General features: G+C 34.8%; 20 protein-coding genes and 3 tRNA genes. 11 read left to right on the plus strand and 12 right to left on the minus strand.

Annotation, left to right across the window (positions count from 1 at the left end):
• Positions 1 to 320: 320 nt before the first annotated feature.
• A complete protein-coding gene (locus RA0C_RS03680) occupies positions 321 to 1,733 on the minus strand; it encodes an alkaline phosphatase (protein ID WP_004920320.1) in 1,413 nt (470 codons plus the stop codon).
• A 140-nt stretch (positions 1,734 to 1,873) separates the two neighbouring features.
• Between RA0C_RS03680 and RA0C_RS03685 the strand changes: the two genes are divergently transcribed.
• The 9 genes from RA0C_RS03685 (at position 1,874) to RA0C_RS03725 (ending at position 13,663) form a co-directional block, all read left to right on the plus strand.
• Positions 1,874 to 3,142, plus strand: a complete 1,269-nt coding sequence (locus RA0C_RS03685; protein WP_004920323.1) for a CinA family nicotinamide mononucleotide deamidase-related protein — start codon at positions 1,874 to 1,876, stop codon at positions 3,140 to 3,142.
• A gap of 95 nt (positions 3,143 to 3,237) precedes the next feature.
• Positions 3,238 to 5,310: a M13 family metallopeptidase gene (locus RA0C_RS03690; protein ID WP_013446835.1), complete on the plus strand. Its 2,073-nt coding sequence runs from the start codon at positions 3,238 to 3,240 to the stop codon at positions 5,308 to 5,310.
• 98 nt (positions 5,311 to 5,408) lie between these two features.
• Positions 5,409 to 6,128 carry a CDP-alcohol phosphatidyltransferase family protein gene (locus RA0C_RS03695; RefSeq protein ID WP_013446836.1) on the plus strand — a complete coding sequence of 240 codons (720 nt, stop codon included), beginning with the start codon at positions 5,409 to 5,411 and terminating at the stop codon, positions 6,126 to 6,128.
• Positions 6,129 to 6,137: 9 nt separating this feature from the next.
• The gene (locus RA0C_RS03700; protein ID WP_013446837.1) at positions 6,138 to 6,902 is read left to right on the plus strand and encodes a 3'-5' exonuclease; all 765 of its coding nucleotides are present in this window, start codon (positions 6,138 to 6,140) and stop codon (positions 6,900 to 6,902) included.
• Between the two features lie 25 nt (positions 6,903 to 6,927).
• Positions 6,928 to 7,533, plus strand: a complete 606-nt coding sequence (locus RA0C_RS03705) for a fumarylacetoacetate hydrolase family protein (RefSeq protein ID WP_004920335.1) — start codon at positions 6,928 to 6,930, stop codon at positions 7,531 to 7,533.
• Positions 7,534 to 7,595: 62 nt separating this feature from the next.
• The gene (locus RA0C_RS03710) at positions 7,596 to 8,039 is read left to right on the plus strand and encodes a universal stress protein (protein ID WP_013446838.1); all 444 of its coding nucleotides are present in this window, start codon (positions 7,596 to 7,598) and stop codon (positions 8,037 to 8,039) included.
• Positions 8,040 to 8,645: 606 nt separating this feature from the next.
• On the plus strand, positions 8,646 to 9,974 hold the full coding sequence (gene dndC, locus RA0C_RS03715; RefSeq protein WP_004920339.1) for a DNA phosphorothioation system sulfurtransferase DndC: 1,329 nt from the start codon (positions 8,646 to 8,648) through the stop codon (positions 9,972 to 9,974).
• Between the two features lies 1 nt (position 9,975).
• Positions 9,976 to 12,093, plus strand: a complete 2,118-nt coding sequence (gene dndD, locus RA0C_RS03720; protein WP_004920341.1) for a DNA sulfur modification protein DndD — start codon at positions 9,976 to 9,978, stop codon at positions 12,091 to 12,093.
• On the plus strand, positions 12,083 to 13,663 hold the full coding sequence (locus RA0C_RS03725) for a DndE family protein (RefSeq protein WP_013446839.1): 1,581 nt from the start codon (positions 12,083 to 12,085) through the stop codon (positions 13,661 to 13,663). The genes dndD and RA0C_RS03725 overlap by 11 nt, the downstream gene beginning before the upstream one ends.
• 189 nt (positions 13,664 to 13,852) lie before the next feature.
• On the opposite strand, the gene RA0C_RS03730 is transcribed toward RA0C_RS03725, so the two are convergent.
• Both RA0C_RS03730 and RA0C_RS03735 read right to left on the minus strand, forming a co-directional pair.
• Positions 13,853 to 14,485 (minus strand): HmuY family protein, encoded by a 633-nt coding sequence (locus RA0C_RS03730; protein WP_004920347.1) that lies wholly within the window; start codon positions 14,483 to 14,485, stop codon positions 13,853 to 13,855.
• Between the two features lie 37 nt (positions 14,486 to 14,522).
• A complete protein-coding gene (locus tag RA0C_RS03735) occupies positions 14,523 to 16,580 on the minus strand; it encodes a TonB-dependent receptor plug domain-containing protein (protein WP_013446840.1) in 2,058 nt (685 codons plus the stop codon).
• Positions 16,581 to 16,702: 122 nt separating this feature from the next.
• Here RA0C_RS03735 and RA0C_RS03740 point away from each other — a divergent pair, with 122 nt between their 5' ends.
• Positions 16,703 to 17,599, plus strand: a complete 897-nt coding sequence (locus RA0C_RS03740) for a DUF6607 family protein (RefSeq protein ID WP_013446841.1) — start codon at positions 16,703 to 16,705, stop codon at positions 17,597 to 17,599.
• Between the two features lie 129 nt (positions 17,600 to 17,728).
• Here the strand turns inward: RA0C_RS03740 and RA0C_RS03745 are convergent, their stop codons facing one another.
• The 7 genes from RA0C_RS03745 to RA0C_RS03775 all read right to left on the minus strand — a co-directional run bounded on the left by RA0C_RS03745 (position 17,729) and on the right by RA0C_RS03775 (position 21,820).
• A complete protein-coding gene (locus RA0C_RS03745; protein WP_013446842.1) occupies positions 17,729 to 18,616 on the minus strand; it encodes a Ppx/GppA phosphatase family protein in 888 nt (295 codons plus the stop codon).
• A gap of 6 nt (positions 18,617 to 18,622) precedes the next feature.
• Positions 18,623 to 20,689 (minus strand): polyphosphate kinase 1, encoded by a 2,067-nt coding sequence (ppk1, locus tag RA0C_RS03750; protein ID WP_013446843.1) that lies wholly within the window; start codon positions 20,687 to 20,689, stop codon positions 18,623 to 18,625.
• 101 nt (positions 20,690 to 20,790) lie between these two features.
• Positions 20,791 to 21,123 carry a CCC motif membrane protein gene (locus RA0C_RS03755; protein WP_004920362.1) on the minus strand — a complete coding sequence of 111 codons (333 nt, stop codon included), beginning with the start codon at positions 21,121 to 21,123 and terminating at the stop codon, positions 20,791 to 20,793.
• Between the two features lie 19 nt (positions 21,124 to 21,142).
• Entirely contained in the window at positions 21,143 to 21,421 is a 279-nt protein-coding gene (locus RA0C_RS03760; RefSeq protein ID WP_004920365.1) for a DUF2752 domain-containing protein, read from the minus strand.
• A 109-nt stretch (positions 21,422 to 21,530) separates the two neighbouring features.
• Positions 21,531 to 21,604: transfer RNA gene (locus RA0C_RS03765), tRNA-Arg, on the minus strand.
• 37 nt (positions 21,605 to 21,641) lie between these two features.
• Positions 21,642 to 21,716: transfer RNA gene (locus RA0C_RS03770), tRNA-Pro, on the minus strand.
• 19 nt (positions 21,717 to 21,735) lie between these two features.
• Positions 21,736 to 21,820: transfer RNA gene (locus RA0C_RS03775), tRNA-Ser, on the minus strand.
• Positions 21,821 to 21,966: 146 nt separating this feature from the next.
• On the opposite strand from RA0C_RS03775, the gene RA0C_RS03780 reads away from it, so the two are divergent.
• Positions 21,967 to 22,977, plus strand: a complete 1,011-nt coding sequence (locus tag RA0C_RS03780) for an N-acetylmuramoyl-L-alanine amidase (protein ID WP_004920367.1) — start codon at positions 21,967 to 21,969, stop codon at positions 22,975 to 22,977.
• 25 nt (positions 22,978 to 23,002) lie between these two features.
• Here RA0C_RS03780 and RA0C_RS03785 read toward each other — a convergent pair whose 3' ends face one another.
• Positions 23,003 to 23,818, minus strand: coding sequence for an aminotransferase class IV (locus tag RA0C_RS03785; RefSeq protein WP_004920369.1), 816 nt, complete (start codon positions 23,816 to 23,818; stop codon positions 23,003 to 23,005).
• A gap of 70 nt (positions 23,819 to 23,888) precedes the next feature.
• A complete protein-coding gene (locus RA0C_RS03790) occupies positions 23,889 to 24,275 on the minus strand; it encodes an START-like domain-containing protein (RefSeq protein ID WP_026090384.1) in 387 nt (128 codons plus the stop codon).
• Positions 24,276 to 24,358: the final 83 nt, after the last annotated feature.

A 24,358-nucleotide genomic window follows, 5' to 3' on the forward strand; every position in this document is an offset into this window, starting at 1 on the left:
ATAACAAAATTAAAAGGTTTTTCAGTATTTTTTTCAAAAAACTTGTATACTTCCGCCCATCAATAAAGTGAATACAATTCACGGTCTAAGACAAAACATCTAATGTAGTTTCCTTTTATAAAAAGGAAAAATAAATTGTTGTTATTTTCTCTATCTAGAGGCTAAGTAAAGTTGATTTATAATCCTCCTCCGCTCGTACGAGCAAACCGCATCTGTCCATTCATATTAAAAGATAGTATAGTAATTACTGTACACCAATTACTATAACAAAAGCCTCCAAATAATTTTGGAAGCTTTTATATTATTAAATCAAAACACCACTAAAACTTATTTTCTACTTCAGCAGCGTCTAGTAAGAATGTATGTATATCTGTATTTCTCATCAGCGGTTTTAAGCGTTCGCTTCCTGGTCCAAACATCGCAAGTTCTGTATAGTCCGAGGAGTGGTCCATACTTATCCACCCCACAGAGGTATAGTCTTTTTGCATCTCGGAAAGGAGCTTAAACGGCAAGTGGCGAGGGTTATACAAACCATCTTCTTGCTTTGCTTTAGAGTAGTAGGATAATAGCTGCTTCGCTTGGTCATCAGACAACACCATATCTCCACACGCCTTGGCTATTCTCTCTTTAACGAAAGAAACAGTGCTATCAGGCTGTATCCCTTGCAATATCCATTCGTTAGAGTTTTTAAAGTTTTGTATATGGTCAAAATTATCATTACAAGTTTTACCATAGATAAGCCCTGGGTTAGCATTTCCGTGGTCAGAAGTAATTACCACCAAAGTATTACCGTCTTTCTTTGCAAAATCTATAGCGACCTTCACCGCCTCATCAAAAGCCAACTGGTCGTATAGCAGAGCCGCCACATCATTACCGTGTGCCGCCCAGTCCACCTTACCGCCTTCTACTTGCATTACAAAGCCTTTAGGGTGGTCTTTCATCTGCGATATAGCCTTCTCCGTCATCTCTGCCAAAGTAGGGATATTGGCTTTCATTTTATCACAACTATTATGGTCTACAGTATACGGCAATGCCTCCTCATCAAAAGTACCTAGGATAGGTTTATTTTTAGGAGCGGACAACATCTCTGCTTTATTTTTTACCACCGTATAACCTTTAGAGCGGAACTTAGCATCTAAGTCTACGGCGTCTTTTCTTTTATCTGCTTCAAAATATTTAGTTCCTCCTCCCATCATCACATCAAAACCTAAATCTAAATAGTCCATCGCAATATCATCCATCGCACTTCTCTTTTTAGAAGTTACACAAAACCCCGCTGGTGTAGCGTGGTTGATAGGAACCGTAGTTACACAACCTACCTTTTTACCTGCCTTTTTAAACTTTTGGAGTATCGGCATATTTTCTTTTCCATCTGGGCTAATGTTAAGGCTCCCGTTATTTACACGCACTCCCCCACCCCACGAAGAACTTGCTGCCGCAGAATCGGTAACAATAGAACTCGCCGATGCCATATCCATCATCGCTCTTTGTACTAAATTATTTTCGTACAAACTAAGCCAATGAGAAGCTCTACCTAATTTTCTTCTAGAGTAAATATCTGCCATATGTAGGGTTCCCACGCTCATACCATCACTCACCATAAAGATGATGTTTTTGGCTTTTTTCCCTCCAAATTCTTCTTTTATCGTATTGGCTTTTAAACCAAACGGACTGATAAGCATACTTCCTAAAGCCGCTATAGACCCGCTCTTTAAAAAATCTCTTCTTTTCATTTATTAAAACCTTATAGGGGCAAATATAGGATTTATATCTTATACCATTGTAAACTTAAAGTTAAAAAACCAAGCTATTCTCTTCTATATTTAATTTCCTCTCATTATTTACTAACTTTGTGTTTCGTTAATATTAGACTATGACCGTAACAAACGCTGCAATCATTATAATAGGTGATGAAGTTTTAGCTGGAAACACCATTGATACCAATTCTAACTTTATTGCTAAAGAACTTCATAATATAGGGATTAAAGTCGCTGAAATCTTTACCATTTCAGATGATACCGACTGTATCAAACAGGCTTTAAACGATGCCTTCAAAATCACCAACCTAGTTATAACTACAGGCGGTCTAGGACCTACCAAAGACGACAAAACTAAAAAAGCCATTGCTCATTTTTTTGATGACAACCTCATCACAGACCCTGAAACTTTGGCTCATCTGGAGCAAATTTTAATCAACCGAAACAGAGCTCACCTCTTTGATATTAACCGCCCACAGGCAAAAATCCCTTCAAAAGCCAAAGTCATACAAAATCACAATGGTACCGCTCCTTGCCTAATGATGGAAGAAAACGAAAAAATCGCCTTTGTTCTCCCTGGTGTACCTTATGAAGTAAAACCCTTGATTAAAGACCAAATCATTCCATTATTAGCCGAAAGGTTTTCGTTATCGCATCTAGTGGTAAAAATCATCTCTGTGGTTGATTTCCCCGAAAGCCTTTTAGCCCAGACCATAGAAGATTGGGAAAGCCATCTGCCCGAAAATATCAAACTAGCCTACCTCCCTATCGGAAACAGAGTAAAGCTAAAACTCACCGCCATTGGGAATAATAAAACCGATTTAGAAGCCCAACTCAACCATATTATAGAGCCGCTAAAACCTTTAATCCAAGACAAAGTCATTTCTTGGGATAATGAGGATATAGCGTCTATCCTTAAATTCATTCTTACCAAAAGAGGACTTAGTATTTCCACTGCCGAAAGCTGTACTGGCGGCGGTATTTCAAGGTTAATCACCTCTATATCGGGCAGCTCTGCTTATTTCCAAGGAGGCATTACTGCCTATGCGGTCAATCAAAAAATCAATATTTTAAAAGTTCCCAAACAACTGATAAACCAACACACGGTAGTTTCGGAGCAAGTAGCCGAAGCGATGGCGATAGGTTGTCAAGAGTTGTTTAAAACAGATATTTCTATCTCTACCACAGGCGTTGCAGGTCCACAAACCGACCAATATCAAAACGAAATAGGCTCTGTCTATTATTCCGTAAGAGTAAAAAACAAAAGCTACAACTATCATTTGCACCTGCCTCATTTGGATAGAGAGGACTTTATGAATTTCGTTTCTCAAAGAGTTTTACAGTCTGTTGTGGAAGTTCTTGTTTTTAATCCAAACGAATCTTAAACATTTTTAGCAAAAAAAATTGTAGCTTTGTAGAGTCAGCTTAAAAACTGTTACTATACTAAAGTTAAAAATAAACGACAAAAATATCTATTCAAATGAAGAAAATTACATTAAGCCTATTGGCACTTTCTGGAGCATTAGTTTTTCAGTCTTGTTCTGTAAATAAGAAAGTTGCTCACACAGAGCATACCTCTCACGCTGGACATCACCACCACGAAGAACACGGGATTAGCCTAGAATATATGGATACCAATGTTCGCCCTCAAGACGATTTTTACAATTTCGTAAATGGAGGTTGGATGCGTACCGCTGTTATTCCTTCGGATAAAGCCTCTTGGGGAAGTTTCAACGAATTGCGTGAAAAAACAGACGAGGCGTCTCTTACCATTCTTAAAAATATCCTTTCTGAAACCTATGCCGAAGGTACTGAAGGTAAAAAAATCCAGACCCTCTACGCTTCTTTTATGGATATGGATAAAAGAAATGCAGAAGGCATCAGCCCTATCAAAAATGATTTAGCTAAAATTGAGGCTATCAAAAATTTAGCAGATTTACAAACTTATCTTACTGCAGCAGTTCGTACAGGAGATAACCCTCTTTACAGTTGGTACGCCTATACCGACCTTAAAAACTCTAAGATGAACACCATCTATCTAGGTGGACCTCGTCTAGGGTTAGGAAGAGATTACTACCAAAAAGAGAATGCAGAGAACACCAAAACGCTTAACGAGTACCAAAAATATGTGGCTTCTCTATTAGATGTTTTAGGATATAAAAACTCTAATGATACAGCTAAAAAAATAGTAGATTTAGAGAAAACAATGGCAAAAACGCTACTTACCAACGAGGAAGGTAGAGATGCTAACAAGCGTTACAACCCTAAAAACACTTCTGAATTACCAAGTTTAGTGAAAAATGTAAACCTTTCTACTTATCTTAAAGAGGCTGGTGTAAACACAGATAGAGTCATTTTAGGAGAGCTAGGCTATTATCAAAACTTAGATAAATTCATCAATAATGCTAACCTACCTCTAATTAAAGATTATCTTAAATTGAGATTAATTTCTGGCAATGCAGATAATTTAGATAAGAGATTAGACGACATCAGCTTCAATTTTTATAGCAAATACCTTCAAGGGCAAAAAGAGCAAAGAGCTATGGAAAAGAGAGGACTTAGCCTCATCAATGGCGTTCTTGGTGAAGCTTTCGGTAAACTGTATGTAGATAAGTATTTCCCTGCTGAAGCTAAAACAGAAATGGAAACGCTTATCAGCTACCTTAAAAAGTCTTACAAGCATCATATAGAAAACCTAGATTGGATGTCTGCTGAAACTAAAGTTAAAGCATTAGACAAACTAAATAAGTTTACTGTAAAAGTGGCTTATCCTGACAAATGGGAAGACTACTCTAAACTTAACTTCAATAACGGTTCTTCTCTTTATGACAACTTAAAGCAGGTTTCTCTTTGGGCTTACGAAAAAACTTTAGCAGAAAAAGTGAATAAACCTGTGGATAAATCTAAATGGGGAATGACACCGCAGACCGTAAACGCTTACTATAACCCAACCAACAACGAGATTGTATTCCCAGCAGCGATATTACAACCACCATTCTTCAACTTTAAGGCAGACCCTGCGGTTAATTTTGGAGGTATTGGTGCAGTAATCGGTCACGAAATTTCTCACGGATTTGATGATGGTGGTTCTCGCTTTGATGGTGATGGAAACCTTAGCAACTGGTGGACAGATGCAGACCGTAAAAACTTTGATATCAAAGTAAAACAGCTGGCGGACCAATACAGCAAGTACGAGCCTGTAAAAGGAAGTTTCGTAAATGGAGTCTTCACTAGTGGCGAAAACATTGCGGACTTAGGTGGTGTAGCCATTGCTTATGATGCGTTAAAAATGTATCTTAAAGATAAAGGTAACCCAGGAGAAATCAGCGGTTATAACCAAGACCAAAGATTCTTTTTGAGCTGGGCAACCGTATGGAGAACTAAATCTACCGAGCAATATATGATTAACCAAGTAAAAACTGACCCACACTCTCCAGGCTACTTCCGTAGTTTTGGACCGTTGGTAAATGTAGATGCTTGGTATGATGCCTTTAAAGTAGAAGCAAAAGACAAACACTACAAAAAACCAGAGGATAGAATTAAAATCTGGTAATAAAGTTTACAAAACGATGAGTGAGGCTATCTTTAATAGGATAGCCTCACTTTTATTTCTTCAAAGACACCTTCAAAAGAAATCCTTATCTTTGCTCTATGAATTTTATTAAAAATAATCTCGCTAATGCCTTTACTTTAGGCAATCTGTTTTCGGGGTGTGTAGGAGCTATCCATTTAGTTAACGGAGCTTACGAAATTACCGCTATATGCATTATTATTTCTTTAGTATTAGATTTTTTTGACGGATTTATAGCCCGTGCCTTACACGCCAACTCGCCTTTGGGGGTTCAGCTAGATTCTTTGGCAGATATGGTAAGTTTTGGGCTAATACCAGGGTTGGCAATGTATAAACTCCTAGAACCTTATGGCGTAAACATTGGCAGTTTTGCCTTTCCATTTGAAATAAAATACTTGGGGCTTTTCATTACCCTATTCTCTTGTCTAAGACTGGCTATTTTCAACATTGATGAAGAACAGAAATACTATTTCAAAGGACTAAATACACCTAGTAATACCGTTTTAATTTTCGGTATTTACTATATCGTAGCTAATGTATTTTCGTTAAAAATATTAGAGCCACCTCACTACGGTTGGGGACTTTTAGCTTTAACTGCACTTAGCTCGTGGCTACTAGTTAGCCCTATCAAAATGATAGCAATGAAGTTTAAATCTAAAAAACTAAGTGATAATTACCCTAAAATAGCCTTATTAGTAGGCGGGTTACTCATTCTAGCATTCTTTAAAATATACGCCATTCCTTTAATCGTGGTGTATTATATTTTAGTTTCTTTAATATTTCAAAAACAACTCAACTAATTTTCAATAATGAATTTAAAACTACATAAACCCCTGTGCATATTTGATTTGGAAACCACAGGTACTAATATTTCTAAAGACCGAATCGTAGAGATTTGTATTTTAAAAGTAAATACAGACGCTTCTAGAGAAACCAAAACTTGGCTTGTAAACCCAGAAATGCACATTCCGGCGTTTGCAACTGCGGTACACGGTATTTCCGATGAAGATGTAAAGGACGCCCCTACCCTTAAAGAAATTGCTCCAAAAATTATGGAAATGATTTCAGGAGCAGACTTAGGCGGATTTAACTCTAACCGATTTGATGTCCCACTTCTTGCCGAAGAAATGCTAAGAGCAGGCGTAGATTTTGACCTTAGTAAAATGAAACTGGTGGATGCCCAAGTGATTTTCCATAAAATGGAACCTAGAAATTTAAGTGCCGCTTATCAGTTCTATTGCAACAAAACCCTAGAAGACGCCCATTCCGCAGAGGCAGACACCCTCGCTACTTTTGAAGTACTAGATGCCCAAGTAGGCAAATATGAGGAGCTACCTAAAGACATCAATGGTCTAAGCGAGTTTTCTTACCATCAAAAATTTGCAGACTTAGCAGGTTTTATTGCTTTTGATGACAAAGGACAAGAGATTTTCACCTTTGGTAAATATAAAGGACAACTGGTAGAAGAGGTTTTAGCCAAAGACGCAGGTTATTTCGGTTGGGTACAAAATGCTGACTTCCCGCTTTACACCAAGAAAGTGCTTACCAGCATACAGCTAAGACGAAAATTTTAATCGTTCAATCTAAAATAGTTGATTTATGAAAATCCTTTGCATCGGAAGAAACTATACCGAACACGCCAAAGAACTCGGCAATGCGATACCAGAAGAGCCTGTTATTTTTATAAAACCCGACACTGCACTGCTTAAAGGAAACGATTTCTATATCCCCGAATTTTCTAACGAAATACACTACGAGCTGGAAGTTGTCCTAAAAATATCCAAAGGTGGAAAGTATATCCAAAAGGAAAACGCCCACAAACACTTTGATGAAATAGGTTTAGGGATAGATTTTACGGCGAGAGATTTACAATCTAAACTCAAATCCAAAGGACTTCCTTGGGAGCTTTCCAAAGGGTTTGATGGTTCGGCGGTGGTAAGCTCATTTCATAAAAAGGAAAACTTTAATTTAAACAACATTAACTTTTCTCTTTTTCAAAATAAAGTCCAGAAGCAAAACGGAGCCACTCAACATATGATGTTTGGCTTTGATGATATCATTGCCTTTGTATCAAAATATTTTACTCTAAGAGTGGGCGATTTAATATTTACAGGAACGCCCGAAGGTGTAGGCAAGGTGCAAGAAAACGACCTTTTGGAAGGCTATCTAGAAGACCAAAAAGTTTTAGATATTAGGATATTGTAGGCTTTTAGACTTTAATAATTCAACATTTTTTTGTAACTTTAGAGAACTAAAAATCAGTAGTTATGACTAATATTATTCTTCCCGTTGATTTCGGCGAAAGCACAGATTTCCTTCTTGATGAGACTGTAAAGTTTGCAAAAAAGACTAATGGTAAAATATACCTCATCCACGTGGCGCCTTCGGATATAGGCTTTGCGATTGGCGATATGGGCTTCCAGTATTTCCCTGAAATTGAAAAAAATGAAATACAGCAAGAAGCTCTACAACTCAACGAGCTACAGCAGAGAGTTGTTGCCCAAGATGTGGACTGCGAGCATATCCTAAAGCAAGGCATCGCCAAAGATGTTATTTTGGACTATGTGCAAGAGAAAAAGGCTGATTATATTGTGATGGGCTCTCACGGTAGAAGCGGCATCTATGATGTTTTTGTAGGCAGCTTGACTAAAGAACTTACCAAAAGTGCCCCAGTGCCTGTTTTGGTAATTCCTTGCCACCAGCATAAATAACTATTACATAATACCACAAAAGGAGTTTTTAGAAATTTAAAAACTCCTTTTTTTTATTTCTCTTTAAAGCATATTTGTTTATTAGGGCGTGCCCCAAGCCACCGCTATTCCCTAGGCTGCTGGGTCGGTCTTCGGGCAGTCGCTCTTTTTTGCCAAAGCCTTCTCCCCTTGCCAAAAAAAGGAGCTCCAACAATGCCCTCCGCCCTCACGCAATGAACTTCTGTAAATGGGAATATAAAAGTTTAGATTTACTGAAGGTTATTATACACAATTCTTCTAAAAAGAAGGGACAACAAATCTAATGAAATAAAAATCAGAAACACTAAAATTTGAAAAGAACAAGTAATATAAAGCATCCTTACCTTAATGTTATTAATTCTCTATCGAAAATAAATTTATTGATACATTGTATTGTGATTAAAGAAGTTATTTTAGTAACCATCCTCTTTTAAATTTTCTATTCTTTTAAACTCTTAAGTTGACAAAGGATTATTCTTTTTTGTAAAAAATCATCATATAAGTGCTATCAAAAGATTTCATATGTTTAATCTATCGAAGCTCTAATAAACTACTAATAATTTGACTATATTTGTAGTCTTATAGAATATGGCAAAATTTATACAAAATATAATTGATGAAATAATAGACCAATATATTTTTGCGGACGATACTAAACGTCCCTGGATTATTGGTTTTAGCGGTGGTAAAGATTCTACTGTAATGCTTCAATTGGTATGGGAAGCATTAAAGCAAATAAAAGATTTACACAGTGTAGTAAGCAGGGATATTTATGTTGTTTGTAACGACACAATGGTTGAAAATCCTGTAATTACCGAATATGTTCATCGAGTTTTAGACAAAATTGAACAAGCTGCAGTGGAACAAGATATTCCTATTAGAGTAGTAAAAACCATTCCAAGATTAGAAGATTCTTTTTGGGTAAATTTAATTGGCAAGGGTTATCCTGCACCTAACAATGCTTTTCGGTGGTGTACAGAACGTCTTAAAATAAAACCAACTTCTCGATTTATTCTTGAACAAGTTAGTGAATTTGGCGAGGCAATTATTTTGATTGGCACTCGTTCTGCAGAATCTGCCAATCGTGCAAAATCAATGAAAAAACATGCGATTAAAGGAAAACGATTAACCAAGCATCCGACACAACCCAATACTTTTATGTACGCCCCAATAAGACATTTAATGTTGGAGGAAGTTTGGTATATCATCAATACAATGCCTTCACCTTGGGGTGCAGATAATAATGAATTATTTCAGATTTATTTAGATGCAAGTGCTGATGATTATGAATGTCCAACAGTAGTAACTGACAAACAACATAAGTCTTGTGGACAAAGCCGTTTTGGTTGTTGGACATGTACAGTTGTAAAACAGGATAAATCAATGTCTGCATTGATTGAAAATGGTTTAACTTGGCTAACCCCACTATTAAAGTTGAGAAATGAATTAGCAATAGAGCGAAATATTATAGAGAATCGTATGCCACAGCGCAGAAATGGAACTGACGCGGTGAATGGAATGGGTCCTTATTTTCCATGGTATCGTGCATCTGTGTTATATCGTTTACTAAAAACACAAAGAGAAGTACAAAAACACAAGCCTCACATTGAATTGATTACAAATCAAGAACTAATTGCTATTCAAACAATTTGGTATCGTGATTTTGTTTTTGATCAGAAAGTTTCAGAAATTTATCACAAAGCATATAAAACGGATTTGGATATGAAAGATCAAAATGAGAAAAAGGAAAAAGAATTGGAATTACTGAGAAAAACTTGTGAGAAGAATCCGCGAGATTTTGAGTTAATTCAAGAGCTTTTGACCTTACAAAAAAATAAATCACTTTTGAATCGCAAGCGTGGTTTAAAAGAAGATATTGAAACAAGAATCGAAGAATATCTAAAAAAGGAGAAATAAGATGTTCATAAAAGAAATAGAGCTTAATAACTTCCGCATTTATAAAGGGATCAATAAGATAAATTTGTTACCACAGGATGGGAAAAACATTATCGTTGTAAGTGGTAAAAACGGATTTGGTAAAACAACATTTTTAATGTCGTTAGTTTGGTGTTTGTATGGTAAACAAATGGAAAAAGTTGATGAACTTTATCAAAAAGAAATTGCCGACAAAGGCGGTTACGGAAAATACATCGGAAATAGTTTAAACCGATTAGCAAAATCAAACGGAGAAACAAAATTTTCAGTTTCGGTAACTTTTACTAATGTAAAAATACCTGAAATCACTTGTAATGAAATCAAAATTACAAGAATATACGATATCATAACAAGCTCAAGTGATAAAGTTGAAGTTCTGATAGACGGCTATCAAAATGAATTAATTCAAGACCTAACAACAGATGGAAAACAAGACGGAGAAGAAATTTTCATTCGTGATTTTATCTTGCCAATTGAGATAGCCAAATTCTTTTTCTTTGATGCTGAAAAAATTGTTTCACTTGCCGAAATTAATTCGCCAGAACAAAGACGACTTTTAAGTAAAGCTTATACAGAGGTTTTGGGAATCAAAAAATACGAAGATTTAAAAGACCAACTTGAAACAATTCAAGACGATTACAGAAAAAAATCAGCAAAACCACAAGAATTAGCAGAATTTAATCAAATTGAAACCGACATTAAAAATAAACAAATTTCCATTAATGCACTTGAACAACAAATACAGGATTTGAATCAAGAAAAAATTGAAAAACAAAGTGAATCTAACGAAATTCAAATGAAGTTAATCCAAGAAGGAAATATGATGACCTTGGAACAACTTAATGAATTAAAAAAGGAGGAAATATCTTTAACAGAAAAAATAAGTGATATTCAAGATGGTTTAAAAGATTTGTTTGATTTAATTCCTTTCGGTTTATCAGGAGAAACTTTAATGGAAATTTCCAACCAATTGGAAAAAGAGAAAAATTATAAAGAAAATAAGTTCAAACAGGAAAATGTTGGAGATAAAACTAATTTGATTTTAGACGACCTTGAAATTGAAAAGAAAAATTTTAAGGGGGTTATTACAACTGATATTCGTAATTTTTATGAAACTCAAATTAGGAATTTAATCAAAAAACATTTTTTTTCTGATGTTCCTGAATTACCAAAAAATTTCGAATCATTGCACAATTTCTCAGATTCGGAGACAAATGAATTAAACACATTAATTAATTCTCTAAAAAACACATTTAGAGATACTTTCTCAAGATTTAACGACAATTATTCACGTTCCAAAAATGACCTTGATTCTATTCGTAGAAAAATCCGAGCAGCAGAAAAAGATGCAGAAGATGAATACATTGCTAATTTGAGAAATGAAAAAACACGCCTAGATAATCGAGTTTATTCGATTGATAAGGAGGTTTACGATTTGAGCGAAAAAATAGGTTCTTTCAAGAATGAAATAAAAACATTAAAACAACGTCAAGAAGAATTAAGAAAAAAAATTGACGACTCAAGACGTTATTCTGATAAAGACAAAATTACACAAAGACAAATTGAGAATTTACGCAATTTCATCAAGGACTTTAAAGATGCAACCAAGAAAAAATTGGAAGAAAACATCTTAAACGAATTGAGTGGTTTAATGCATAAAAAAGGATTCATTAAAAAAGTTGCTGTAGATATTAATCAAGCAGGTGATGATGTTGATATTAATCTTTTCAATTCTCGAAATGAGAAAATAGATAAAGGTTCTTTGTCTATGGGAGAACGTCAAATGTATGCTTCTGCTCTATTGAAAGCATTGGTTGATGAATCAGATATTTCATTTCCTGTTTTCATTGATTCACCTATGCAGAAATTTGACAAAGATCACGCAGAAAATGTAATCAAAGAATTTTATCCAAACGTTTCAGATCAGGTTGTTTTATTCCCCCTAATTCATAAAGAATTAACAGAAAGTGAGTTTGAATTATTAAAGCCTAATATCAGTAAATCCTATATTATCCACAATGTGAGCACAGATGCTTCAACATTTGAATATACTGAACCGAACAATTTAATCAAAAAGTACAACGAGCTTTATGCAAATTAACATAAGAACATCAGAGGCAAATCAGGAAATAGTTAGAAAACTAACGTCAAAATTACCTGTCGGTACAAAAGAAAATGTAATTGCAAGAATAGCATTAGGGTATTCTTTGCAAAATGGAAAATATTTCACATCATCGGAATTTAATCTATACGATTCCAAAGGAAAAGAATACAAAGACCATATTTTGTTTGATGCAAAATACAGGGATTTTTTCATAGCTTTGATTTGCCAACATTATGGAATTTATAAAACAGACGACAATATTCCAAAGTACATAAAATTACATATTGACCACGGTTTGGAGTTAATGGATAATTTATTTTCAAATCAACATAATTATACGTTTTTCGATTTTTTAACTGAACATTTAGACAAAGGAATTTCATTCTTAGATACTGTAAAAGTGAGTTTAGATGCTGTGAAAAACAATAATCAAAATATTGAAAAATCCTACTTCGGAGAACCAATTAAAATTTTGGTTGGAAATAAGTTAGATGAAAAAACTGAAGATATTGTATTAAATTTCAACGATACTAATTCATACAATAATAATCACATAGCAGTTGCAGGAAGTTCAGGAACAGGAAAAACACAATTTGCATTGCAAATTTTGAAAGAAATATCAGAGAAATCAAATTATCATGTCAATTTTATTTACTTGGATTTTAAGGGTTTGAAAGATGATGATTTAATTCAAATGCAACCTTTTTTTGAAAAGACAAGAGCTCAATTTATTGATGCCCCCAATACGCCATTTCCTATAAACCCTTTGTCATTTATTGATAGTATCAATGACATAAATAAGCAAATGGGAATTGATAAATTTGTAGATATTATCTGTAAATATTCAAATATAGGAATCAAACAACGAGGAAAACTAAGAGAAGCAACAAACGAAGCGTTTATCTCTAAAAAGCCTGGAGAACATCCAAGTTTTAGAGAGATTAATGAGCAACTTTTAGAAATTGTTGGAGATAAACGAGACATACTAACGGAAATCATTGAAGAATTAAGCCGTTACAATGTATTCCAAGAGGACAAAAAAGTGAAAATTTTTTTGAATCAGAATATTTATTTGTCTTTGTCTGGCGATTTATCAAATTCTGTTCGTTTTACTTCATTATTTTTAATTATAAATTACATTTACAATGTATTTATGAATATGGAAAGTACACCAACAGAAAACGGTTATCGTGCTATGCGTTATGTTTTGTTAATTGATGAAGCACATGTTATATTCAAAGAGAAAAAGTATCAAGATATTTTAGAGAAAATTTTGCGTGAGATACGTTCAAAAGGTGTTTCGGTTGTACTTTTATCACAAGGGATTGAAGAATTTAACCAACCAACTTTTGACTTTTCAAGTATGTGTGAAATATCATTTTTACTAAATGTAAAAGATAAAAATAACACAAAAGCAATTAATAAATTTTTAGGATTTAGCGACAAAGACGGAACAAAAGCATATAGAAGTCTTGAAAAAATCCAAAAGGGGCAAGCTATTTCGAATATTAAAGAGTTTTCTAAGGGGGAGCTTTTTGAGATTAAACAGTTTTATAATACCCCATAAAGAAGAACAACCATTTAAACAATCACTATAAGGAATTTTTTTTGAAAATTTTTCTATAATATAAGTTTTGTGTATTTCTTGAAAGTCAACATCAAGAAGTGCATTATCTACAAATAATCACAAAATAAAAACTCGCTTTCTTAAGTGATAAGAAAACGAGCAAAATAAAATGTGATTGAAAAACTTATTCTATTTACTAAATACCTTACTTCCGCTGGTCTGATAAGAATACGAAAAAGTATAATATCCCATATTGGTATTGTCTGTACCTGGGTTATCTGGGGCTCCTTTGTAATAGCTCTTTATTTGAATTTTGGCGTACTTGGCATCTGCTGTTTTAATCAAGATGGTTCGCCCTTTAATCGGCATAATGGTATGGGTAGACATATCATAGGTGTACCAGCCATTGTTGCTCCCCGTAGGAATGGCTAAAGTGAGTTTACCTTCTTTAAGCTCATCTCCTTTAAATTCTGTATCCGCAGGAGCTTCCTTTACATCTGCATAGGCTTTGTCCAAAACTAGACCACCGCCTTTACCTTTTCTCGCACTCCCTCCGTTTACAATAATGGTAGTCCCATTAAAACCTATATCCCACTCTGTGGTATCCAATTTTTCGGAAGCCACTTCTTTGGCATCTTTTAGATTGAAAAGAATGTACTTTTGGGGGTCGTAATCCTTAGACATTCTTGAAGGAACATACAAATCCGAAACTGTTTGTACTTTTACACTAGCTTCTGGATTTTCTACCACAACCTCATCTCTATCTTTTGAACAAGAAAGAATGGTAGCTACCGTTAGAAATCCTAATAAGATTTTTTTCATAGTAATTTTAATTTAATTGTTTATTATATCTTTTATACTAAAAACTAAAATTGATACTTGCCCACCACAATCTCCCAAAAAATTCGGGATTGTATTGAGGGTTAGTATGCCCCAAAACATTATCTATCCCCATTTGAAATGTATATTTTGAGGCAAAGGTTTTGCCTGTAGAAAAATTTAATAAAAAATACCCTGGAGCTAGCTCTTTGCTGTTATTTATAATGCCATTTCCATCTAGGTCTGCAAAACCATATTTCCCTCTATAAATAGCTCTTAGGTTAGCAAAGAAACCGCTCTTGTCTTGATAAAAAATTTTAGAATTAAAACTATGCTTACTCCTACCTATAATCCCAAAATAGTTGTGCTTTCTAATTTTTATGGTTTCCCCTTGGTCGTTCTCGCCACTTTTTATCGTTCCATTTTTTATCTTATCCAATACTTCTCTATCTTTGGCTTCTAAATATTGGTATCCAAGGGAAAAATTAAAATTCTGTAGAAACTTCCAAGCCAACTCTGTTTCTAGCCCTTGAGTATAGATTTGGTTGAGGTTCTGATAAGAGAAAATATTTTGTCCATTAGATTTTCTAGCGACTGCAGCTACATTGATGAGGTTTTCTATATTATTTCTAAATGCATTAACCCCAAATTTGAAACAACCGAAAGCTTTAAAATCCACTCCCATATTGAAAGCCCACGAACTCTCTGCTTTAAGATTGGACATCTGATGAGGATTCATAAAAATCTGACTTATACTTCCCTGTTGCCACATCTCCTCTACCATTGCCTCTACCTCTTGAGTGCCTACCACCGAATATCCCACCAAATTATTGGTAAAATTAAGATAGAGTTGCCTTAAATCTGGTGCCTTAAAACCTCTCCCCACAGAAGCTCTCAGGGTAAGTGCCTCTGTAAATTTAAAATCGGTTGCTAATTTCGGATTCCATTGTGCCCCAAAAACATTATTATAATCGTACCTTACACCTGCCAAAATTTGCCATCTATCAGTCGCTTTATAATTAGCCTGTGCCAAGCCATACAGTTGGTGCATTTCTTTCTTATTACTATAACGAGAAGCCTCTACTCCCTGAAAAATAGCTCCTGCCCCTAGTGTGGTTTGTAGTTTAGGGTGCCATTTAATTTCAGTAAAGTTTTCCACCCTTTTATACTGCTCTCTATAAAAAGTTTCGTCAAAGGTTTTCTTAGTTTCAAGAAATTTAAGGTTTGTGTCATTTTTAAAATCAGACCAATACCACCTCACCACAGAGGTTAAACGCTCCGTAGGTTTCCAAATAATCTCTGGAGAAATATTATAATCTAATGTTTTAGCAAACCCTGTAAGTTTCTCTTTTTGATAAAGTGTTTTAGTATCAATAGTTTCATTATAAAGCCTAGAGAATAGAGCTAATTCCCACTTTGGGCTTAATTTATATTTCAACTTAGAAGAGTAGGTATAAATCTGGAAAGGGTTTACCACTTGTGCAAATTCATTATTATTAAATCCGTACCCTTCGGAACTGTAACGATTGGCTGAAAAATGAGCCGAAAAATTATTTTTAACTATACTAAAATCGCCTCCAAAATCTATGGTTGTATTAGTTCCTGCTCTTAAATTTAGGCTACCTTTAGTCGTTTCTGCATCTTCTGTAATGATATTGATAACTCCCGCCAAAGCATCTGAACCATACAAAGATGAGCTTGGACCTTTAAGAACTTCAATCCTTTTAATATCATTAACCGTAATTCTAGATAAATCCAAAGTTCCTGCCGTACGACCCAACAAGGGCATTCCATTTACCAAGATCAAAGTATATTCGGCCCCCATACCTTGTATTTGTACACCAGTCCCATGGTTGTGGGTAATCACTAGCCCTGTTTGCTCCATTAAAATATCATTAAGCCGAAGACTGCCTACTTGTTTTATTTGTTTTTTTTCTACGCTATGAATTGGCAATGGGACGTCTGATACCTTCTGTACAAAGGTATTACCAGAAAGCACAACCGCTTCTATAGTCCTAATACTATCTTTAGAACTTTGCCCCAATAGAGGTAATCCTAGAAATAATATCCCCGCCGAAATTATAGTTCTTTTGTTCATAGTACTCAAAAACTTTGCAAATCTAAATCATTATTTTTAACAATTCTAAATAAATTTTAATGATAAATATCAGTTTTTATTTAGAATAATTTTAAATAGATTTGCAAAGAAAATAATTAAAGATGAAATCAAAGACATTACTCCCTGCTATTGCTTTGTTATATCTAACAGCGAACGCACAAGATAAAAGAGATATTACAGCCATTAAGAATATGGCGGGTTGCTATGAAGTTTCCTTTAATTTCTCCGAAACTTTCTCTCCTAACAAAGAGTACAAAAAGAAAGACAACTACCACTCTAAAGCTCTAGAATGGATAGCTATAGTGGAGGAACAGCCTAACAAAATAGCTCTACAACATCTACTTGTTGTAAACCCAAAAGGCGAAGGTAAAAATGCTATTGTAAAACATTGGAGACAAGATTGGCTCTATAAAAATACAGACCTTTATGTTTTTAATAAAGAAAATCACTGGAAATATAAATCTCTAAATCCTAAACAGGTTAAAGGACAATGGACACAAATTGTGTATCAAGTAGATGATGCTCCTAGGTACTCTGGCTCTGGAACATGGATACACTTAGACGAAAGAACATTCTGGGAAAGTACCGCAGATGCTCCGCTCCCTAGAAGAGAATATACCACACGAACAGACTATAATGTTTTAAACAGGACTAATAGACACGAGATTACAGAATGGGGTTGGCTCCATTTCCAAGACAATAAGAAAATCTTAAGGCAAGATAACCAAGAAGATACTATAGTAGCAGAAGAAATTGGTAAAGAATACTACAAAAAAGTAGAAGATAAGAAATGCCTAACTGCACAAAACTATTGGAAAGAATATGCTCCACTATGGGCAGCAGTAAGAGAAGAATGGGCAAACAAAATGAACAAAAAGCAAGACCTTTATGTAAAACCCAAAGTGCAAGACACTTACCTCTATTCCGAACTTATGAAGCTAGAGCCCCAACAAACTACAGAAGCCAAAGAATTGGTAAAAGAATATATCGTTAAATAATAATCATATCGTTACTTATAAGCAGTTCTTACCGGGCAACTGCTATTATATAGAAGCCTCGACCATAGTATCGAGGCTTCGCCAATTTTTGGCATCACTAAAAAATATAAAACATGGCTTTGGTAAAACTTATTTTTTCTCGTTCACCGTTTCATAGATGTGGTGTATAAGCCCATCAGCAACAGATATTTTAGGGACAAATATTTTAGAAATATCTGCCCAGTTTAAAATATTATTAAAAATTTTAAGTGCTGGTACAATTACATCAGCTCGGTCTTCACGGATTTTGTACTTTACCATTCTTTCCTCTACGCTTAGTTGAGAAAATTCTTTGTAATATTTCTTCAGTTTAGAAGTTGCCAAAGCCTTACCATCTTTAGTTTTACTCATAGAAAATACCTTATTGATATTTCCTCCAGAGCCTATCGCTACTATCGGTTTTTTGCCCGTAATATGGCTCTTGATTAAGTCTTTCATTTCCTCCCAATGGGCATCGGTTACCAAATGATTTAGAAGCCTAATTGTCCCTATATTAAACGAATGAGAGAATTTAGCCTTTCCGTTTTCATAAAAGGTAACCTCCGTAGAACCTCCACCCACATCTATATAAAGATAGTCGTAATCTTCGTCTAAGCCTTCAGCTATATGATTTTCGTAAACCAAGTTTGCCTCTTCAGTTCCTGAAATAATTTCTATCTCAATCCCAGAAGTTTTTGCCACTTGTTCTATTATTTCTTGTCCGTTTTTAGCATCACGCATTGCACTTGTGGCACAAGCACGGTAATGTTCTACCTTGTAGATTTTCATTAAATCACTAAAAACTTTCATTGTATCTACCACCATTTTAGACCGCTCCTCTCCTATTTCTCCTTTAACAAAGACGTCCATACCCAACCTCAACGGAATTCTCAATAAATTAAGTTTGGTAAATTCGGGTTGATGATTGGCGTTCAAAACCACTTCATTGATGAGAAGTCTGGCGGCATTACTGCCTATATCTATAGCTGCTAATTTCATACGATTTTAATATTTTTTGTTTTTAAGATAATGATAAATCTCTATCTGTGAACGAATTTTATTCTTTTTAGCTCCTTTTTTCACATAATCATTATTGAGAGCGTTATCTAAAACTCGTGCTTTAACATTATCACTCAACTGAATTTGGAGTAAATCTTTCAGTTCTTCTTTCAGTTCAGGCTGATTAATTTTAACGGCGGCTTCTACCCTATAATCTAAATTACGCGTCATCCAATCCGCAGAAGATATGTAAATATCCTCATTGCCTTTATTATAAAAATACATCACCCTAGCGTGTTCTAGATACTCATCTACAATGCTGATGGCTTCTATTTTAGTTTTGAATTTTTTCTGTTGCACCACACAGAAAATCCCTCTTACTATGGTCTGTATTTTCACTCCAGCTTCGGCGGCTTGGTAGAGTTTTTTTATCAACCCTTTATCGCTTAACGAATTGACTTTAAGTATAATTTTAGCTTTTCTTCCCGCCTTAGCTTCTGCTATTTCCCTATCTATTAGTTCTTCTATTTTTGCTCTCATATAATGAGGACACACCAGTAGCGTTTTGCAATTTTTAAGGGCTAGAATAGGGTCTTCCGTTGGTTTCCTAAAGTAATTAAACACTTTATTGATGTCCGCCATTATCGCTCTATTGCTAGTCATTAAGAGGTGGTCTCCATAGACTTTGGCTGTTTTTTCGTTAAAGTTGCCTGTACTCACAAAACCATATTGAATGGTTTTACCTCCCACCCTTTTTTTAATCACGCAGAGTTTTGCGTGGACTTTTTTATCTGGAATACCCACCAAAATTTTGATACCTTCCACCTCTAGGCGTTCTTTCCATTTGAGGTTAGCTTCTTCATCAAACCTTGCTCTAAGCTCTATCATTACCGTAACCTCTTTTCCGTTTCTAGCGGCATTGATGAGGGCATTGGCTATTTTAGAATTGGACGCCAAACGATAAGCCGTGATTTGAATAGATTTAACATCTGGGTCCATAGCTGCCTCTCTAAGCAAATCTATCACAGGCATATAGCTATGATAAGGAAAAGTAAGCAAGACCTCTCTTTGGGTAATCACATCGGTAACCCTCTGCTGCCCTTCAAAATAAGGGTGATTAAACGAGGTTCTTTCCTCTGGGGTTTTATACGTTTTAAAGACATTAGGAAAATCCATAAAATGTTTGAAATTATGAATTTTATGCCCTGGTATAATGCTGTCTTTCTTCGTAAGTTCTAACTTTCGAATTAAAAGCTCAAGCAAGGCTTTATCCATATCCTTATCAAACACAAAACGAGTGGGTTTGCCTTTTCTTCTACTTTTAACACCTTTTTTAATTTTCTCCGCTAAAGTGGTGTTAATATCATTATCAAGGTCAAATTCGGCATCTTTAGTTACTTTAAAGGAGTGAGCTTCAAAAACATCATACCCGAAATAAGAAAAAATATGAGGAAGATTAAAACTAATCACGTCTTCTAGCAACATCACGCTAGTTTCCTCTCCTTCAGATGGCAAAATAACAAAACGCCCCATTACCCTAGAAGGCACTTCTATAATGGCATAGTTGCTCTCATATTCCCATTCTTTTTTACGCATCGCCACTCCTAAATAAAGACTTTTGTCCCTTAGATAGGGCATCGGTGTCTCCTCCCGAAGAAGGATTGGAATTACGTTAGCTTCCACCTCTTCATCAAAATAATCTTTTACAAACTGCTTTTGGGCTTCGGATAAATCCTTCGGAGTTCTAATGAATACCTTTTCGGCAGCCATTTCTTTTTGGATTTCTTCCCAAGTGGTATTAAAATCGTTTTGTTGCTTAATCACCACTTTATTGATTTTATCTAAAATCTTTTGTGGCTCATCAAAAAAGGAGTTTTCTCTGTATTTAGGTTTAAAACTCATTGCTCTTTTCAACCCCGCCACACGAACGCGGAAAAACTCATCTAAATTATTAGAGAAAATTCCTAAAAATTTAATTCGTAAATGGAGCGGAACAGTCTTATCCATAGCCTCTTGCATTACCCTTTCGTTAAAGGCAAGCCAAGTAATATCTCTAGGATTAAATTGCGGCATAGCGAAACATTTTAGTAATTCCAAAAGTAAGAAAAACAAAGCATAAAAAAAACTCTTTGGACTTCTCCAAAGAGTTTAAATTATTAAAAACTAAAGTTATCTTAGTTCTGTATCATCTCCTGAATTCTTTCTTGTAAAAGTTCTTGGTCTATTAAAGCTTCAAAGCCAAACAATACTATCAATACTACATAAGCTAAAACATTTAAGGCACTCAATATAATACCGATAATAGCCAATATACGCCCTGTACTTAGATTGCTATAATTAGCATACAATTCTGGATTAGCTAAATAAAGCTGGCTGTCTTTCTTATACATTACTAAAGCAACTACACCTAAGATAATTCCAGGAACTCCATAACAGCAACAACCTAGAATAGATAAAATCCCAAAGACAAGCACTAGTGTAGCGTTTGGTAAATTTTGTTTCATCATAACAATTCAAATTTTAAGTTTAGAAATTTTTACAAAAATAAGAAATAATCATAGTGATTACACTAACAAGAGCCCAAAAAATCATTGCTTTGCCGTAATGTCTCTTTTTATCTATAAAGTTAATCGCACTCACCAAAACAAATAATATCAAAGGATAGATAGCTGGAAACATATAGAACGCCTCTACAAATTTACCTTCGGAAATAAGCAATAAAGCTCTCTGTGAGCCACAACCAAAGCACTCCATTCCAAATAATTTCTTGTTAGGACAAGAAAGCATATAATCTTCTATCGCCATTTTAAATAAAAATATTACACCACAAATATGGTAATTATATCTTATAAATCCTACGTTTTATTAACACTATAAAAAACAAAAAACCTCACTTTTTCAAGTGAGGTTTCTGTGAGCGCGCCAGGATTCGAACCTGGGACCGTCTGCTTAGAAGGCAGATGCTCTATCCAGCTGAGCTACGCACCCATTTAGAATTTTTAGTGTAAAATTCCGAAAAACATTGTCGGGGCGGCAGGATTCGAACCTGCGACCTCCTGGTCCCAAACCAGGCGCGATGACCGGACTACGCTACGCCCCGAATATTATTCTCTGAGTTGCGGAGGGTATGGGATTCGAACCCATGCGACCCTTGCGAGTCGACAGTTTAGCAAACTGCTCCGTTAACCACTCCGGCAACCCTCCTTTTCGCTGTTATTTTAAGTACTTCTGTTCTGTAATTGCGAGTGCAAATATAGAGCGTTTTTTTGAAACCTCCAAATAAAATGCAAAAAAAATCTAAAATTTTTATCACTATCTTTGGCAGTCAATTTTAAAAATAAAAGTGAATAATGCGTAATATTTTGTTTATTATAAGTTTAGGTGCTGTGGTGACTTCTTGTAGCACTCAGCAAAAAATAGTTGCACCTCAACCACAATTACAACCAAAGACAAAAATAGCCCCCCCCCTTTCCCAAAACAAACCTAAAGTAGAGCCATCTACTAAAGGGGATTTCTATTACAAAACTAATATTGGCGATATTACAAAAAACGATAATACCACCAGCTATGGTTCTGTAGTTACTGCTAAACCTAAAGGTTATAAGGTGAATTATGAGAATTTTCCATCTGTAGCTCAAAATTTTAGACAGCGTTTTCTTATTCTCCATTATACCGCTCTTGATAACGAGACATCAGTACGAGTGCTTACTCAAAGAGGAGTGAGTGCCCACTATCTTGTAAGTGATTTACCTGACGATGATATTTGGCAACTTGTTGATGAAAATAAAAGAGCCTACCATGCAGGTATTAGCTTTTGGAGAAATACCACCGAAATGAATGATAATTCCATAGGGATAGAAATTGTTAATAAAGGTTATACTACTGGGACAGCAGGAGAGAAAGTCTTTTATCCATTTCCTGAACATCAGTTTAAGAAGGTGGCTGCTTTGGCAAAAGATATTGTAGAGCGTTATAATATTCCTCCAACTCAAATTTTAGCCCACTCTGATATTGCTCCAACTAGAAAGCAAGACCCAGGTCCATTTTTTCCATGGAAACGCCTCTATGATGAGTATAATCTAGGAATGTGGTATGATGCAACTACCAAGCAAAATTTTCATGAAACTGCTTTAAGCGATTTAGATTTTAATTATAACAATTCTACTTTTATTTCAAAAGTGCAAAATACTTTAAGAAGTTTTGGGTATGACATTACTCCTACTGGAACTTGGGATAAACCTTCTCAAAAGGTTATAGAAGCTTTCCAGTACCACTTTCGTCCAGAGAAATGCGATGGTGTTTTAGATGCAGAAACTTGGGCTATATTACAAGCTCTTATAGTGAAGTACCCTGGTAAGTAAGACTATAATGGAATTTGACTCTGATTTAAACCAAAGTCAAATTCCATTTTTCTATCATTTCTGAAAAACGAGAGTTAGGAAATTCTTTATTTCTGATTTTATTTACTGAGAAAATACCCTTTTCGTCAGAAATCATTAAAATTTCATCAGCTTTTTGACTTTCAAAAGCAATCATTTCCACTTGCTCTATTTCCGCTAAACGATTTTTATGAACATAGGTAATAAAGCTTTCCATCAATGGGGAAATATATGCCCCTTCCGTTTGCTTAGGAACTTTAATAGTATTGCCTTCTAAAAACAAAAGATTGCCATAAATACTTCTAGCAATACGCTTACTAGGATTGAGCAGAATAACATCATCTAAATCATTCTCTTGGGCGTAAATTTCAGCATAAATATTTTCTGGACAATGGGTGTGTATATTGCTTAAAATATGTGTATTAACACTTATTTCCTTAATAATGTCCAGCTCTATATTTTTATTTATTTGAAATAAGCTGTCCTCTCTAACCACTTCGTAAACAAAATGAACTGGAGTTTTAGCGGAAAAAGTATCTTCTATTTTTCTAAATGCTAACACTTTAATATAACCATTATCGAATGGAAGATTTTGGATAGCTTGAGAAAAAATGTCTGTGAAAAATTCTAAAGTAAAACCTAATGGAATGTTCATTCTCATTTTTCTCATAGAAGACATCAGAAAGAAATAAACATCTTCTGCTAAAATCACTTTTTTATTTTTGAAAAAAAAGTAAACTTTTACAGCGTCTCCGTTCATAAAAGCTCTATTAGCGTAGGCTAATGATTGTTCCTGAGAAAGTAAGTTGCCATCTAAATACATGTTGTTCTATTTTAATAAAGAAAAAATGAACGATAAAAATCGCTCATTGTAATTTGTTAAGTATCAAAAACTAAGCCGCACCTAGTTTTATTTTTAGGTTTTCTACAAGATTTTCCCAATAAAGTCGGTTTTCTTCCTCATCTCCTTTGTCGCAAAAATCTGTAATATTTAGGGATAAATCCTCTGTAATCTCATCTATTACAATAGACATTTCAAAGAAACTTTTAGTACCTTCATCCTCTTCCCATCTAAAACGAACAAAACTTTCAGGCTTATATCTTATAAGCGTCGCCTTTTCAGCAGGACCACCACCCCAACTGAAATAAAAATCATCCCCTCTCTCCTCAACCTCATCAGCAAACCACTCCGCTAAACCTTCCGCAGTCGCTAGATATTCATACAAAATCTCTGATAAGCAATGCATTGCAAACTCGTAAGTTACCTTATGTTTCGCCATAATATTATCATCTTTTATAAAGTTCTGCAATATAGAAATTATTTTTTTATTCACAAGATTTTTAATATTAGATTTTTGATAAT

This window comes from Riemerella anatipestifer ATCC 11845 = DSM 15868 (assembly GCF_000252855.1).
Classification (GTDB): domain Bacteria; phylum Bacteroidota; class Bacteroidia; order Flavobacteriales; family Weeksellaceae; genus Riemerella; species Riemerella anatipestifera.